The organism is Pseudomonas sp. NBRC 111138, from assembly GCF_001320835.1.
Lineage (GTDB): Bacteria > Pseudomonadota > Gammaproteobacteria > Pseudomonadales > Pseudomonadaceae > Aquipseudomonas > Aquipseudomonas paracarnis.
This window is the reverse complement of sequence record NZ_BCBO01000117.1, coordinates 1-15,515: the sequence shown is the minus strand read 5'-3', so window position 1 is coordinate 15,515 and position 15,515 is coordinate 1. Positions and strand designations below refer to the sequence as shown.

At 60.4% G+C, this 15,515-nt stretch carries 9 protein-coding genes; 6 read left to right on the top strand and 3 right to left on the bottom strand.

Annotated elements, in window-relative coordinates:
* Positions 1-10: 10 nt before the first annotated feature.
* A complete protein-coding gene (locus APH41_RS21290) occupies positions 11-3,379 on the bottom strand; it encodes a hypothetical protein (RefSeq protein ID WP_054921311.1) in 3,369 nt (1,122 codons plus the stop codon).
* Between the two features lie 197 nt (positions 3,380-3,576).
* Between APH41_RS21290 and APH41_RS21285 the strand changes: the two genes are divergently transcribed.
* Complete coding sequence (locus APH41_RS21285) at positions 3,577-5,010, top strand: PLP-dependent aminotransferase family protein (protein ID WP_054921308.1); 1,434 nt, start codon at positions 3,577-3,579, stop codon at positions 5,008-5,010.
* An 84-nt stretch (positions 5,011-5,094) separates the two neighbouring features.
* Positions 5,095-5,496: a cupin domain-containing protein gene (locus APH41_RS21280; RefSeq protein ID WP_054921306.1), complete on the top strand. Its 402-nt coding sequence runs from the start codon at positions 5,095-5,097 to the stop codon at positions 5,494-5,496.
* Positions 5,497-5,623: 127 nt separating this feature from the next.
* On the opposite strand, the gene APH41_RS21275 is transcribed toward APH41_RS21280, so the two are convergent.
* Positions 5,624-6,253 (bottom strand): DNA-3-methyladenine glycosylase I, encoded by a 630-nt coding sequence (locus tag APH41_RS21275; protein WP_054921304.1) that lies wholly within the window; start codon positions 6,251-6,253, stop codon positions 5,624-5,626.
* 215 nt (positions 6,254-6,468) lie between these two features.
* On the opposite strand from APH41_RS21275, the gene APH41_RS21270 reads away from it, so the two are divergent.
* The 3 genes from APH41_RS21270 to APH41_RS21260 all read left to right on the top strand — a co-directional run bounded on the left by APH41_RS21270 (position 6,469) and on the right by APH41_RS21260 (position 9,354).
* Positions 6,469-7,794, top strand: coding sequence for a C4-dicarboxylate transporter DctA (locus tag APH41_RS21270; RefSeq protein ID WP_177333588.1), 1,326 nt, complete (start codon positions 6,469-6,471; stop codon positions 7,792-7,794).
* 155 nt (positions 7,795-7,949) lie between these two features.
* On the top strand, positions 7,950-8,651 hold the full coding sequence (locus APH41_RS21265; RefSeq protein ID WP_014718317.1) for a FadR/GntR family transcriptional regulator: 702 nt from the start codon (positions 7,950-7,952) through the stop codon (positions 8,649-8,651).
* Positions 8,652-8,667: 16 nt separating this feature from the next.
* Entirely contained in the window at positions 8,668-9,354 is a 687-nt protein-coding gene (locus tag APH41_RS21260) for a GntR family transcriptional regulator (protein WP_054921299.1), read from the top strand.
* A 247-nt stretch (positions 9,355-9,601) separates the two neighbouring features.
* On the opposite strand, the gene APH41_RS21250 is transcribed toward APH41_RS21260, so the two are convergent.
* Positions 9,602-14,470 (bottom strand): NAD-glutamate dehydrogenase, encoded by a 4,869-nt coding sequence (locus tag APH41_RS21250; RefSeq protein ID WP_054897965.1) that lies wholly within the window; start codon positions 14,468-14,470, stop codon positions 9,602-9,604.
* Positions 14,471-14,952: 482 nt separating this feature from the next.
* On the opposite strand from APH41_RS21250, the gene APH41_RS21245 reads away from it, so the two are divergent.
* Positions 14,953-15,306, top strand: a complete 354-nt coding sequence (locus APH41_RS21245) for a hypothetical protein (protein WP_034126020.1) — start codon at positions 14,953-14,955, stop codon at positions 15,304-15,306.
* Positions 15,307-15,515: the final 209 nt, after the last annotated feature.

Sequence of the window (15,515 nt, the reverse complement as noted above, 5' to 3'; positions counted from 1 at the left end):
TAATGATCAATCAGACTGAGTCAACACCGCTGAACCGCAAGTCCGCAGACGTTACGGTACGCAGCGGATCAACATCCGCCCCCCAGCAATCGCGGCCTGAATCGTAATGAACGCCTGACACCGTGCCGTCGCTCAGCTCCAAGCCGATAACGCGCAGCTGACGCGCCATCAAGGTTGACCACTGGCGAGAACGCCGCAACGCTTCCCAGACCTCGGCTACAGTCTGATAAGGGGAGGCATCCAGTTGCGCGAGATAGATGCCCCCCAGGTCCTGGCGGATGTCGTATTGCTCGCCCTGCTTGGTGAGTACGCTGACTTGTTCCAGCGGCACCGAAGGGTCTGTCACGGGTGGCAGCAGCACCTTCACGCTGCCGAGGGTCAGCGTGTTTTCGTTCAAGACGATGTGCGCCCGCTCAATCAGCTCACCAAGCTTGGCCGTGTTGATCCGCCAGAACGATGCGTCCGACTTTTTGGCCAGCGCGTCCGGCGTGGACAGGTAGATCGTTGAGCCGGTACTGGGCACCACTTCATAGGTCGACGCCCGCCCCATCAACGAGTAAGACTTTTGATAATGCGGTGGGGCAGGAATAACGACTTTCTGCGGCGACGATTGCAACCAGACCCCCTTGGCGCTATGCGGTCGAAAAAAACCGTGTATCCCGGGCCTTTTTACCAATGCCGAGCTGCCATCGAAGGTATTGAAACCTGGTGAGGCGCGGTCCTGGCTATAGGTTTGCTGGGCCGCCTGTATCCGGTATGAGACGCCATCATTCATGACCAGTACAAACTGGCAGTCCAGTTTGAGGCTGACCGCGATGATGTTTGACGTCACGTTGGTGCGTATCGAGGATCGATCACTGGCATATTCGCAGAGGACCAACTGACTGCCGTCGGTGAAACTGATGGTTAATTTCACGTCGCTATAGGTCAGCGAATCGAAGTGAACCAACCTGCGTAGGGTCACACGGTAACCGGCCAATACCTGGAGAATCTCCTGCGACGAATAATCCACGTACAACACGCAAGCAGTCGCGTCGCTTTTAAGACGAACTTCGACCACCTTTCTGTGTGGCCCACGTTCGATGAAACAGCGGGTCGAACGCCCATGGGGCACCACGAACGTTCCGGCGTTCAACACCCTGTCCAGGCTGACGTCCTGTCCACCTGCTCTCACGGCGACGGTCACGTCGGCGTCCTCGTTGCCAACCAATGTCGGTTCGAGAATCGGCTCAAGCATGTAGCCGTCCTCCGTGAGAAACAGCAGGCTGTGCTTGTTCAACCAGCGCCGGTCATCACCTTGCGTATAGAGCTGCTCAAGCTTGATCACGTGCTGCGGCAGTTCGCCATTAACGCCCCGCCAGACCACAATGACCAACGCACACCCCTGGACGCCCCAATGGGCGATAGCCGAGAGAGGCCAGCGCATCTCGATCACGGCACCCTCGGCCCAGTCCTGCTCGTATAGCGAGACCGTGCCGCGGTTGGTGGCCAGAACATAACGGTCCTTGCCCGCTCCGCCGTCCACCCAGGCGTTGGAACCCAGCACGATCACCGTATCATTGCCCTGCGCGGCCTCGATCCGATCGCCATCGCCGTTTGCGATTATCGTATTGGCCTGTTCCGAACCCTTGACTTGGCTGGCAACCCCGGCTGGCGTGGCGATATTTTCTATCGAGTCGAGGCTGATCGAGTGATGAGGCAACGGTTTGTCGATATCTTTGCGCCGCACGACGGTGCCCGCCTGCAGGTCGATGGCATAGCCCTGCGTGTTGTGCTCATAGATTGCCGAGTTGGACAGGTAGAGCGTATCGCTGCCTGCCTCGCCACGCAGCTGACTGGCCGGGCGATGTGCGTCGGCCTCGTCCAGTGTGCCCGTCGGCATGTCATAGCTGAATACGTCGTCCCTGGCGCCACCGGTCAGCTGCTTCTGGCCTTCACCGAACTGAAAAATATTGGGGATCTCAGCGAAGCCTTTGACATCGTCATTGCCGCCCCCCAGCCGCCAAAGCACCGCGGAATTCGCATCACCCTGACCAAGCACCACACCAGGCAGACGGCCAACCGAGGCGCTGGAAGCATCTATTTGATCATTCTGGTCGACGAGCATCGGCTCGGTGGTGTCGATGTAGGGATCCTCACCCTCGGCTTCGTTCCATCGATGCTTCCAATGCCGGACCGGGCTCAGCCGCACCTCAAACCCACCATTGACTACCGCCTGTACGGTGCCTCTGAGCGCCCCCCTGAGCCAGGTCTGGGCCTGATTGGTCAGGTGCTGCGCATACCAATTTTCCATCCTGGCCAGGGCGAACCGCTCACGTATTTCTTTCTCCGGTTCCTTGCCCTGAAATGCCAACCAGCCCGTGTGCAGCCGCTCGAAAACACTCAGCTCGATATAGTCATCAATTTCATCCACCTTACGAACCGCCGCATAGAGTTGCGCGCCAAACATCAATACGGCGGCGGCGGCAATACCCAGCGGGCCGGCCACGCCGAATCCAGCCAACGCTGCAACCCCCAGGGCCACACTGACGCTGGCGCTCACGATACTGAAGCCGGCGTTGACGTAATGATCAAGCGCTTCCTTGCCAGTGCTGTTCGCCGCCTTATGCAGCGATTGCTTGGCATTGTGATAGTCAAACGGCAACGTCAGCACCAGAGCGAACAGGCCGGCGCCCCGTCGCAGCGTCTGGCCAAGAGAACTGGCGCTGAAACCTGCTAACACCTTATGCCCGTTTTCCAGCAGTCGTCTGCCCAAGTGCTCCAGCGCCAACTCCAGTGCCGTGCCCGTGAGGTTGGCAAACAACTCTGCGCCTGTGACTACCGCCTCATTGATATCGCCGGTCTTGATCGCTTCGGCCAACGCGTTGATCGCACTGTAGTACCCGTAAACCTCCAGCCCCGCGCCCATTACCGCCAAGCTTCGGCTTTTCTTCGGCTCGACCCAACCAGGCATTCCCTCCAACTGCGCCGCTTGGTTGAGATTGGTTTTCTGCACTGAACGTAACAGCCTATCGAGCTTGCCCACTGCACCGGGATTTTCGTCTCCCGGCTTGACCACCAGTAAAGGCGCAGCTTGTGTAGAGCGCAACGCCGCGAACTCAAATAGCACAGCGGCGCTGCTGTCGCTGACAGAACTACTCCCACGAAGATAACGCTGCAGTCTGGATGCCGAGAACCGGATTGAATCCAGCAGCGTCTGATCTGCCTCGCGTACCGCCAGACGATGGGTCTTGACCGGTTTTCCCGCCACCTGGGCACCCATGGCGGCCAGGTCTATACGCGAGACAGTCAACTCGCCAACCACCAGCGGTCCCAGGCTCTGGTCCAGGGCGAGCAAGGTCTCAAGCCTCTTTTTAGTATGTGTTTTCGATGTCGTCATGAGTCCGGCTCCCTATGCCATCACGTTGAATAACGCGGGCGGCAGGCAATCGGTGCCTGCTATAGGGGAAATCATGGCGGTCGGTAATAGCCAGGCGACGGTAGATGCTTATACGCAGGGGCGACTGACTCATAGATATTTTGAGCCCGCACCGCAAGCGAGTAGTCTTGGCGCGGAGTGAAGCCTTGGGATGAAACATGGAACTGCACGTGGTAATCAATGGCCGCAAGGACCTGGCCGAACAGCTCTACCAGCAGTTGCGCGAAGCCATCGCCACCGGGCGGCTGTCGGCAGGCGCACAGCTGCCCCCCAGCCGACTGCTCGCCGAACAACTGGGCATCTCGCGCAAGACCGTGTCGGACACCTACGCCACCTTGACCTACGAGGGCCTGCTGATTGGCAAGATCGGCCGCGGTACTTTCGTCAATGCGTGGGCGCCACAGCCCGACCGCGTGCAAACCGCCACCGACTTGGCGTGTGCCGCCAACCTGGGCAAATGGGCCGCACTGCCCTCACCCATGGGCCACCCCGCCCGCGAGGAGATCCTGCGCTACGAATTTATCGGCGGCGCGACGACACGCCACCAATTCCCCCAGGATGAATGGCGGCGTTGCACCCAGGATGCGTTGCGTCGCATCGCCCAGAACAGTGGCTTTTACAGCCAGCCAGAAGGCGTGCCCGCCCTGCGCGAAGCCATCGCCGGGCATATCGCATTTTCCCGTGGGGTGAAATGCGGCGCCCGCGATATCGTAGTCACCAACGGGGCACAGCAGGCGCTGGACCTGCTTGCCCGCGTGGTGCTTGAACCCGGCAGCCTGGTCGCGATGGAAGACCCCGGCTACAGCCCCGCACGCCAATTGTTCGTCGCGATGGGCGCCCGCGTCGCCAGTGTTACCGTCGACGAACAGGGCCTGCAGGTCGACCAGATCCCGGATGGCACGCGTCTGATCTATGTGACGCCGTCCCACCAATTCCCCCTCGGCATGCCCATGAGCCAGGCGCGGCGCGAAGCCCTGCTGGACCGCGCCATTGCGCTCGGCGCGATCATCATCGAAGACGATTACGACAGCGAATTCCGCTACGAAGGCCGCCCCACCGACTCCCTGCAAAGCATGGATACCCGAGGCGTGGTCACCTACGTCGGCACCTTTTCCAAAACCCTGTCGCCGGAGTTACGCCTGGGCTATGCGGTGCTGCCGCCGGCCATTTATGGTGCGGTGCTCAAGGCCAAGCAATTGACCGACCAGCACAGCGCTACCTTGCCGCAGTGGGCACTGGCCAAGTTCATCAGCGAAGGCTACCTGCTCAAACATATTCGCCGCTGTCACGGCGTCTACGCGGGGCGTCGCGAACGCATCCTGCAGCGTCTGGCGGGCGATCTGTCGCCGTGGTTCGAGGCAGTACCGACGGTGGCGGGCTTTCACCTGGCGGCCCTGTGCAAGGTGCCGGTGAATATTCCATTGCTGATGGAACGGGCGCGTCAGGTCGAGGTGGGTTTATATCCCTTGGACGTGTTTTTTCACGACCGCCCGGTGCGCTCGGGGCTGATTCTGGGGTTCGGTGCCATCGAGACTCTGGATATCGACCCGGCGCTGGACAAGGTGCGGGATATCCTCCTGCAGATTGGCTAGGCGGTTTTCCGGCGCATTGGTCATTGGTGGCAAGCCCCCGGCGGCGTAGGGTGAAGCGGTCTTTCACCCGATGGAACCCTCATCATGAAACGCTTGTTCGCTGCCACACTGATGCTCGCCTCCCTCAGTGCATTTGCCCACGACCCGGTCTACAACAAGGAAAAGCTCAAGGTGCTGCAAGAACACGCCTTGACCAACGTGCCGGGCAAGAAAACCATCATGCTCACCGTGGACTACGCCCCCGGCCAGGCCACCGTGCCCCACAGCCACACCGGCACCGCCGTGGCTTATGTGCTCGAAGGCGAGATCACCTCGCGGGTCAATGATGAAAAGGCGATCACCTACAAAGCCGGGCAATCGTTCTACGAACCGGCCGGCTCGCGGCATTTTGAGTCAAGCAATGCCAGCCAGACCCAACCGGCCAAGCTGCTGGTGGTGATGGTGCTGGATGACAAGGCTGAGGTACTTACCCCACTTCCCAAGTAATCAGCAACACCACAATACCCATGTGGGAGCTGGCTTGCCTGCAATAGCGGTGGACCAGCCAGCTCATCTTTTACTGGCCCACCGTTATCGCAGGCAAGCCAGCTCCCACAGTTTTAACCGTATCTGGTCAGGGACGTTTGAACAGGTTGCGCTGGTGTTCAATGCGCGGGCGGCACTCACAACCCTCCAGATGATCATTGACCATTCCCATCGCCTGCATCAACGCATACATCGTGGTCGGGCCGACAAAGGTCCAGCCGCGTTTCTTCAGGGCTTTGGACAAGCGCACCGAAGCCGCTGAGGTCGGATTGGCCGTCCAGTAAGCCATGTCCACCACTGCCGGCCGCTCTTGCGCGTCGGGTTCGAACGCCCACAGCCAGCGCGCCAGCGAGCCGGTTTCCTCCACCAGTTCACAGGCCCGGCGCGCGTTGTTGATGGCCGAGACGATCTTCGCGCGATTGCGCACGATGCCCGGGTCGCTCATCAACCGCTCGATGTCCGCCTCGCCGTAGTGCGCCACCCGGCGAAAATCAAAACCCTCGAACGCCTGTCGAAAGTTTTCGCGCTTGCGCAGGATGGTGATCCACGCCATCCCCGCCTGAAAGCCCTCCAGGCAGATCTTCTCGTACAACGCGATGTCATCCGCCACCGGCACGCCCCATTCGTGGTCGTGGTAATGCAGGTAAGCAGGCGCTGCAGTGCGCCAGGCGCAGTACATGCGCCCTGCTTCGTCGGTTGTCAGCCCTGATTGGTCCATCCATCACCTCGTATGCCGAGGACGATGATACGCAAAAAAAATTAATCTCCGCCAACCGCTCAAGCATCGTACTTACCAACCAACTGGTCAGACCGGGACCTGCCAACCGCCAAATATTTACTTGTGATTTGAAAAAAACCGAGCGTAGACTGGCCCCGCACTGGACTTACCGGTAAGACCACAACAATTAAGCCCTGGAACCACCAGGGCACCGAATAGAGATCCCTCCCATGCTCAGATGGTGCTCGCGTTCGATTTTCCTGCAAGTCGTGATTGGCCTGATGCTCGGCATCGCCTGCGGCCTGGCCCTTCCCGAATTCTCCTCGCAACTCAAACCCCTGGGTGACGGCTTTATCAAGCTGATCAAAATGCTGATCGGCCTGATCGTGTTCTGCGTGGTGGTCAGCGGTATTTCCGGCGCGGGCGACTTGAAGAAGGTCGGACGCATCGGCCTCAAGTCGGTGATCTATTTTGAGATGCTGACCACCGTCGCCCTGGTGCTCGGCCTGATCATGGCCTTCAGCACCGGCATCGGCAGCGGCGCCAATATTCACCTGGAGCAAATCTCTTCCGCCGGTTTGAATGAACTGGCCGACAAGGGCCAGCACATCCGCGGCACCAGCCAGTTTCTGATGGAGTTGATCCCCAACTCGGTAGTTGGCGCCTTTGCCGATAATAACGTGCTGCAAGTGCTGTTGTTTTCGGTGCTGTTCGGCAGCGCGCTGAACCTGGTGGGCGAAGCGGCCAGCGGGATTTCGCGACTGATCAACGAATTGAGCCATGTGATCTTCCGCATCATGGGCATGATCGTGCGCCTGGCGCCGATTGGCGTATTCGGTGCCATCGCCTTCACCACCAGCACCTATGGCCTGGACTCACTGCAACACCTGGGCAGCCTGGTGGGGCTTTTCTACCTGACCTGCTTTGCCTTCGTGGCGGTGATCCTCGGGCTGGTGATGCGCCTGTCGGGCCTGCGCATGTTGCCGCTGCTCAAGTACCTGCGCGAAGAACTGCTGATCGTGATGGGCACCGCTTCGTCCGACGCTGTACTGCCGCAGATCATGCGCAAGCTGGAACATTTGGGAATTGGCAGCTCCACCGTGGGTTTGGTAATCCCCACCGGATACTCGTTCAACCTCGACGGTTTCTCGATCTACCTGACCCTGGCCATCGTCTTTATCGCCAACGCCACCGGCACGCCGCTGTCGATGACCGACTTGCTGACCATCCTCCTGGTATCGTTGATCACCTCCAAGGGCGCCCATGGCATTCCAGGCTCGGCGCTGGTGATCCTGGCGGCAACGCTCACGGCAATCCCGGCGATTCCGGTGGTCGGCCTGGTGTTGGTGCTGGCGGTGGACTGGTTCATGGGCATCGGCCGTGCGCTGACCAACCTGATCGGCAACTGCGTCGCCACGGTGGCGATTGCCCGTTGGGAAAAAGACATTGATATCCAGCGCGCCAACAAAGTGCTCGACGGCCAGCAAGGTTATGCCTTTCAGGCCAAGAAGCCGGTATTACCGGCACATCAGGAGTTCTAACAACGTTACCGTTGCCCCCTGTAGGAGCGAGCTTGCTCGCGAAAAACTTCAAGACACCGCGAGCATCCAGGCTGCCCGCGCTATCGTTGACGATCTTCGCGAGCAAGCTCGCTCCTACAGATGGCGGGATTATTCATTATCAAGGAGCGCACGACGTGATCAGCACCTCAACCGTCGTCAATTCAGTGGTAGAAAAACTGCGCGCCGCCTTGGCGCGAGGCCAGTGGCGCCGCGGTGAAATGCTGCCCGGTCAACGCGAACTGGCCGAACAGCTGGGCATCAGCCGCCCGAGCCTGCGTGAAGCGGTGATCGTGCTGGAGACCCTCGGCCTGGTGCGCTCCATGCCGGGCAAAGGCGTGGTCGTGCTGGAAACCAGCGTCAGCGAGCCGCAATCGAGCGACGCCGTGGCCGATGCCAGCCTCGAGGACATCCTGCAACTGCGCTACACCCTCGAACCTTTCATCGTCGGCCTGGTGGCCCAGTCGATCAGCAGCAAGGAAATCGGCCAACTGCGCCTGACCCTGATGGACATGCGCGAAGCCCTGGATGCCGGCGATGCCGAAGCCGGCATGAACGCCTATATCGACTTCCATGAAGAACTCTTCGCCCTGACCTCCAACCCGATCTTCCAAAACGTGGTGCAGCAAACCAGCACCGCGCTCAAACAAAGCGCCCAGGTGTTGCGTAATTCCCCGGAGCACCTGGCCGAACGCTTGCAAGAGAACGAAGCCGTGGTACGCGCCATCCGCAACAAGAACAGCGCCCTGGCCAGTGCCGAAATGCGTCGGCACATCCTGCAGGAAGGCCTGCGCATGGGCATTCGCTTGAATATCCCGGACGACCATCTGGGCAGTTGATTTTCGGAGACCGGCCATGAACGCTCACGCCCTGCAACGCGATTCCACCCTCACCTCCCTACGCTGGACGCCCGAAAAAAAGCCCTCGGTGGACGATATCTACCCACGCTTGTTCGACGCCATTCTTGAGCAACGCATTGCGCCCGCCAGCCGCTTCACCGAAGAAGGCCTGGGCGAACTCTTTGGCGTGAGCCGCAGCGTGATTCGCCGGGTGCTCGCCAAGCTGTCCCATCAGCAAGTGGTCATCTTGCGCCCCAACCAGCGCGCCCAGGTCGCCGCGCCGGATGCCCAGCACACACGGCAGATTCTGGAAGCACGGCGCCTCACCGAAATGACCGTGGTGCAATTGGCCTGCGCCCAGGCCACAGCGATGCAAATTCGCCAACTGCGCGAGCTGATTGCACAGGAGCGCACCGCCATTGAGCGTGACCAGCGGGGGCCGGCGATCCGGTTTTCGGGAGAGTTTCATCTGCAACTGGCGCACATGGCAGGCAATGCGCCGTTGGCACAGTTTCTCAACAGCCTGGTGCCGTTGACGTCGTTGATCATTGCGCAATTTGAAACAAAGGCCTGCACCTATTGCGCATGGCAGGAGCATGTGGCGATTGTGGATGCCGTGGAACAGCGCGACGCCCACACGGCTGTCGCCCTGATGACCCAGCACCTGGATCACCTGGAAACCCGACTACTCAAACACCACTGATCCCCAGTGAATGAAGATCAACCTGTGGGAGCTGGCTTGCCTTAATGCCATTGTAGGAGCGAGCTTGCTCGCGAAAAACTCACAGGCGCCGCATTCATTCAGCAAGCACGCGTTATCGTTGACGTTTTTCGCGAGCAAGCTCGCTCCTACAGTAAGGTGGCAAGCCAGCTCCCACATTGATCGCATTCCAGATCAAACAAAAAGCCCCCGCATCTCACGATGCGGGGGCTTTTTGTTTAGCGAGGCATCAAGCCGGTTGCAACACCGACTGGCCACTCAGCGCCAGGTCCAGCAACTCACGGTTGGCCACCGCGTACATGGCGTAGTCCGTGCCCACTGCGGCACGAATTTCCACCATCATGGCGCGCCAGCGATCCGCCATGTCCTGATGCTGCTCAAGCCACAGGGCCACGCGGGCTTCCATGTCTTGTGGCGCATCGGCCATTTGCAGGACCGAGATGGTGATCGCCCGTTGCTGCCAGTCCACGTCATCGCGGAAGGCTTCGCGGGCCTGGGCCTGCCAGTTGTTGGCCACTGGCAGATCGCTGATCTGCTGCAGGTACCACGGCAAGTCCAGGGCGCTGCCGACGGCGAAGTAGGCCTTGGCCACTTCGGCGGCGTCATGCCCGGTCACGTCGGCGGCTTCGATGATCGGCAGCAAGGTGTACAGGTGGGTAGTACCCGCAACCATGCGCGCCAACAACTCCGGTACGCCGGCCTGGGTGTAGGCCTGGTAGCGGTTCTGCCAGCCTTCGCGGGTCGGGCCTTCCAGCAGTTCGTCGAGCTTGAGGCCCAGCGCCGCCAGGTGCGGACCGAAGTGCGCGGTGTCGCGCCCGGCGTCTTGCTCGTTGCGACGGCTGCGCAGGAACCAGCGCGTAGCGCGACGGCCCAGGCGCATCAACTCGTCCATCAGCTCCAGTTGCACGTCAGCGGAAACCTGGTGGTCCAGGGCTTCAATCTGACGGAACCAGTGCGGGAGATGGAAGATGTCCCGCACGATCACATAAGCGCCCGCCACGTTCGCCGGGCTCATGCCGGTCGACTCTTTGAGTCGCTGCACGAAGGTGATGCCCATGTGGTTGACCAGATCGTTGGCGATCTGGGTGCTGACGATCTCGCGCTTCAGACGATGGCGACGCATGGCTTCGCCGAACTTGGCCACCAGGCTCGGTGGGAACGCGGTCTCCATGTCACGGGTCAGGTACTCGTCATCCGGTACCAGCGACTTGAGCAGTGCTTCCTTGAGGTCGATCTTGCTGTACGAGATCAGCACCGACAGTTCCGGACGGGTCAGGCCCTTGCCGCTGGAGGCGCGCTCGGTGAGCTGCTCCTCGGTCGGCAGGTACTCGATGGCGCGGTCCAGCTTGCCACGGCCTTCCAGGTCGCTCATCAGGCGCTTGTACTCGGCAGCACGCTCGTAAGCCTTGCGCGCGGCCAGGGACAGGGCCTGGGTCTGCTTGTAGTTGTTGCCCAACACCAGGTTGCCGACTTCGTCGGTCATGCTCGCCAGCAGTTGGTTGCGCTGCTTGTCGGTCATGTCACCGGCCTGCACCACTTCGTTGAGCAGGATCTTGATGTTCACTTCGTGGTCGGAGCAATCCACGCCACCGGCGTTGTCGATGAAGTCGGTGTTGGAACCGCCGCCATTGAGGCCGAACTCCACCCGGCCCAGCTGGGTCATGCCGAGGTTACCGCCCTCGCCCACTACCTTGCAGCGCAGCTCGTTGCCGTTGACGCGCAGTGCGTCGTTGGCCTTGTCGCCCACATCGGCATGGCTCTCGGTGCTGGCCTTGACGTAGGTACCGATACCGCCGTTCCACAACAGGTCCACCGGCGCCTTGAGCAAGGCGTTGAGCAGTTCGGTCGGGGTCAGCTTGTCGGCCTGGATGTCGAAGCGTTCTTTCATCTGTGGCGAGATGGCAATGCTTTTCGCGCTGCGCGAGAAGATACCGCCACCTTCAGACATGATGCTGGTGTCGTAGTCGGTCCAGGCCGAACGCGGCAGTTCGAACAAACGCTTGCGCTCGACGAAGCTGGTGGCCGGGTTCGGGTTCGGGTCAACGAAGATATGCAGGTGGTTGAACGCTGCGACCAGTTGCAGTTTGTCCGACATCAACAAGCCGTTACCGAACACGTCACCGGCCATATCGCCGACACCTACCACAGTGATGCTGTCTTCCTGCACGTTGATGCCGCGCTCACGGAAGTGACGCTGTACACCGACCCATGCGCCCTTGGCGGTGATGCCCATTTTCTTGTGGTCGTAACCGGCCGAACCACCGGAAGCGAACGCATCGCCCAGCCAGAAGCCGTAGTCGATGGCAATGCCATTGGCGATGTCGGAGAAGGTCGCAGTGCCCTTGTCCGCCGCCACCACCAGGTACGGGTCATCGTCGTCATGACGCACGACGTTGGCCGGCGGCACCAGCGCGCCGTCTTTCAGGTTGTCGGTGATGTCCAACAGGCCGGAAATGAAGATGCGGTAGCAGGCGATGCCTTCGGCCGCGATCTCGTCCCGGCTGCCGCCCAATGGCAGGCGACGCGGCAGGAAGCCGCCCTTGGCGCCCACCGGCACGATCACCGAGTTCTTCACTTGCTGGGCTTTTACCAGGCCAAGCACTTCGGTGCGGAAGTCTTCTTCACGGTCCGACCAGCGCAGGCCGCCACGGGCCACGTTGCCAAAGCGCAGGTGCACGCCTTCGACCCGTGGCGAGTACACGAAGATTTCAAACTTCGGCACTGGCTTGGGCAGCTCGGGGATAGCACGCGGGTCGAACTTGAAGCTGAAGTACGACTTGTTCTGGCCGTTGGCATCGGTCTGGTAGAAGTTGGTACGCAGGGTGGCCTTGATCAGGTCCAGGTAGCGACGCAGGATGCGGTCTTCGTTGAGCACCTGAACGTCGTCCAGGGCGCTGAGGATCGCTTGCTCCAGGCGTTGCTGCTTGTCTTCCAGGTCGTCGGCAGTGAGCTTGCGCGCCAGGTAGAAGCGGGTCTTGAACAACCGGGTCAACTCGCGGGCGATGTCGGTGTGGTTGTTCAGGGTGCTGGCGATGTAACCCAGGTCGAAGCCCAGGCGAATCTGCTTCAGGTAACGGGCATAGGCACGCAGCAGCGCCACGTCGCGCCATGGCAGGCCGGCGGTGAGGACCAGGCGGTTGAACGCATCGTTCTCGGCATCGCCATGCACGATGTGCACGAACGCATCCTGAAGGGTGTCGTTGAGCTGCTGGATATCCAGGTTCACGCCTTCGGCGGCGATGAACGCAAAGTCATGGATCCAGAACTCGCGGCCATTGGCATGGCGCAGGCGATACGGGAACTCGCCCAGCACACGCAGGCCGAGGTTTTCCAGAATCGGCAGCACGTCGGACAGCGCCAGCGGTGTATCAGCGTGGTAGAGCTTGCAATGCAGCTCGCGCTGGCCGGAGACCTGGCCCAGCGGCTGATAGAAGCTCATTACCAGCGGGTTGGCTTCGGTCAGGCTGTTGAGGTGTTGCATGTCGACCACAGCCGAATGCGCGGCGAAACGCTCGCGGTAGCCAGCCGGGAAGCCTTTGGGGAAATCCGCCAGCACGTTGGTGCCCTGGGCTTCGCCGAAGCTTTCCACTACCAGGCTGGCGTAGTCGTCCTGCCAGCTGCGGCAGGCCTGCACCACTTCTTTTTCCAGTTGCAGCGGGTCGATGTCCAGGCGGTTCTTCGGGTCAACCCGCAGAATCAGTTGTACACGGGCAAGCACGGACTCGGAGAAGAAGGTCCAGAACTCGCAGTCCGAGGCCTTCAGACGGTCCATCAGCACTTGCTGGATCTTCTGGCGTACTTCGGTGGAGTAGATGTCGCGTGGCACGTACGCCAGGCAGTAGCAGAAACGACCATAGGGGTCTTTGCGCAGGAACACGCGGATCTTGTTGCGTTCCTGGATCTGCACAATCGACATCACGGTGCTGAACAGCTCGTCAACCGGAGTCTGGAACAGGTCGTCACGGGGCAGTACTTCCACCACCTGGGCAAGCTCTTTACCCAGGTGCGCCTTGGCCTGGAAACCCGAACGACGTTCGATTTCCGCGACCTTGCGACGGATGTAAGGGATCACCCGCACGCTTTCGCCGTACACCGAGGAGGTGTACAGGCCCATGAAACGGTGTTCCTTGATGACCTTGCCGTCGGCGCTGATCTCGCGGATCGACACGTAGTCCGGGTAAGCCGGACGGTGCACGCGGCTTGGGTGGGCGGCCTTGGCGAACGACAGTACGGTCGGCTCGCGCAGGTAGGCCACGGCGTAGTCTTCGATGCGCAGGTCTTCGGCGGTAAGGCCGGCGCGCAGCAGCTTGGTCAGACCGAGGAAGGAGCTGGCGTCATATTCGATATGACCGCCGTCCGCCTCGTCACGTACCACGAACTCTTCGTAGCCCAGGAAGGTGAAATGGTTGCCCACCAGCCATTCGAGGAAGTTCTTGATTTCGGCTTTTTCTTCGCCGTCGATGGCGAACGCGCTGGCGTCGATACCGGCCAGCAGGTCCTGGACCTTGGCTTTCATCGGTTCGAAATCGGCCACAGCCACGCGTACTTCACCCAGCACCTGCTCAAGCTCTTTGCTCAGCACGTTCAGTTCGGCGGCGTTGGCGCAGCGGTCGATCTCCAGGTACATCAGCGATTCTTGCAGGATGCCTTCGCCCTGGGTGCCCTTGGGCAGGATTTCCAGCAGCTCGCCCTTGCTGCCACGACGCACGCTGAGCACGGTGGTTTGCAGGGTATGGATGCTGTAGCCCCGGCGATTCAGCTCGGTGCGTACCGAGTCGACCAGAAACGGCAGGTCATGGTGCAGCACTTCGACCGCGGTGTGGGTCGATTGCCAGCCATGACGTTCGTAATCGGGGTTGTAGACCCGCACTTGCGGTTGGGTGTGATCAAAGCGCTCAAGCAGGCGCCAGGCAGACAGGGTGCAACCGGCCAGGTCGGAAAGGCGACGCTGGGTCAGTTCGTCCAGGGAAATGATGCCGAAGAATTGTTCAGCGAACAGCGCCACTTGTGGCAGTGCCTGTTCACTGAGGTGCTGCGCCAGTGCCGCTTGCAGTTGATGCTGGAAGTCGGCCTTGCTGGCTGCGGTGAAGAACGCCATCTGTGGTACTCCGCTTGGGCTTGTTATTGATGAAAGCGTCGCGTGTTATCCCCTTGCGGGGAGACCGTCAGCTCTGTTCGCTGGTGTGCTGACAAGCACCATAAACGAATCAGGGTGACAGGTGGGTGAAGCTGGACAGGACAGTCAGGTCACATACAACTTCCATACGGCATGCCGTTGGCCAGATGACGATACGACGGGCAGGTCAGGCGCCTGGCACAGGGCACATCCGTTGCGCAGCTTAACGAGTGTAGGAAGAACGCTGCTTGCGACGCTGCGACATATTCGGTCATCGGTAAGCAGGGTGTCGGTTGCAACTTGGGCAACCCCGGATTTTCGGTAGAAAATCTTGCTACTTTGCACACCATCAGTACCAGAAATGACCGATCCGGCCCGTGAGGTCATGCCTGACTTCCGACACAGGATGAAGCACAAAATTCGCCGCAGTGGCACAATTGCCCTCCCCTACACAGGATTGCCCCATGCTGCAGCTGAAAACCGACGCCCTGATGGCCACCCCGTGCGACGACGAAGAAGACAACATGGCCATGCTTTGCTGTCACGGCAAGAACGGCGAAATGTTCATGCTCACCCGTTACCCGGATGAAGACGAAGTGGAGCTGACCTGGGACTACGAACCTTCGACCCTGGATGGGCTGAAAGTGACGTTGGGCGAGACCACCTTATTGATCGAACTGGCGGCCGGCGATGCCGATGCCCTGGGCGGCAAGGACCAGCTGGAGATCACCCACAGCACCGCCGCGTCAGACATGGCCGAAGTGCAGGAAACCCTGCAGAACATCCTCACAGGCACCGGCACGTTCATTCGGACTTGAAACCGGTCACTTGAACCTTCGGCACGACGCTAAATCTGTGGCGAGGGAGCTTGCTCCCGTCACGGCCTAACAGCCGACGCTGATCTGGCTGAGGCACGGCGATCCAAATGTGGGAGCTGGCTTGCCTGCGAAGACGGCCTAACAGTCAACACAGTTGAACCGGGTACATATCCGTTATTTAGGTAACGGCCACCTAGGGTTCCGCTCTG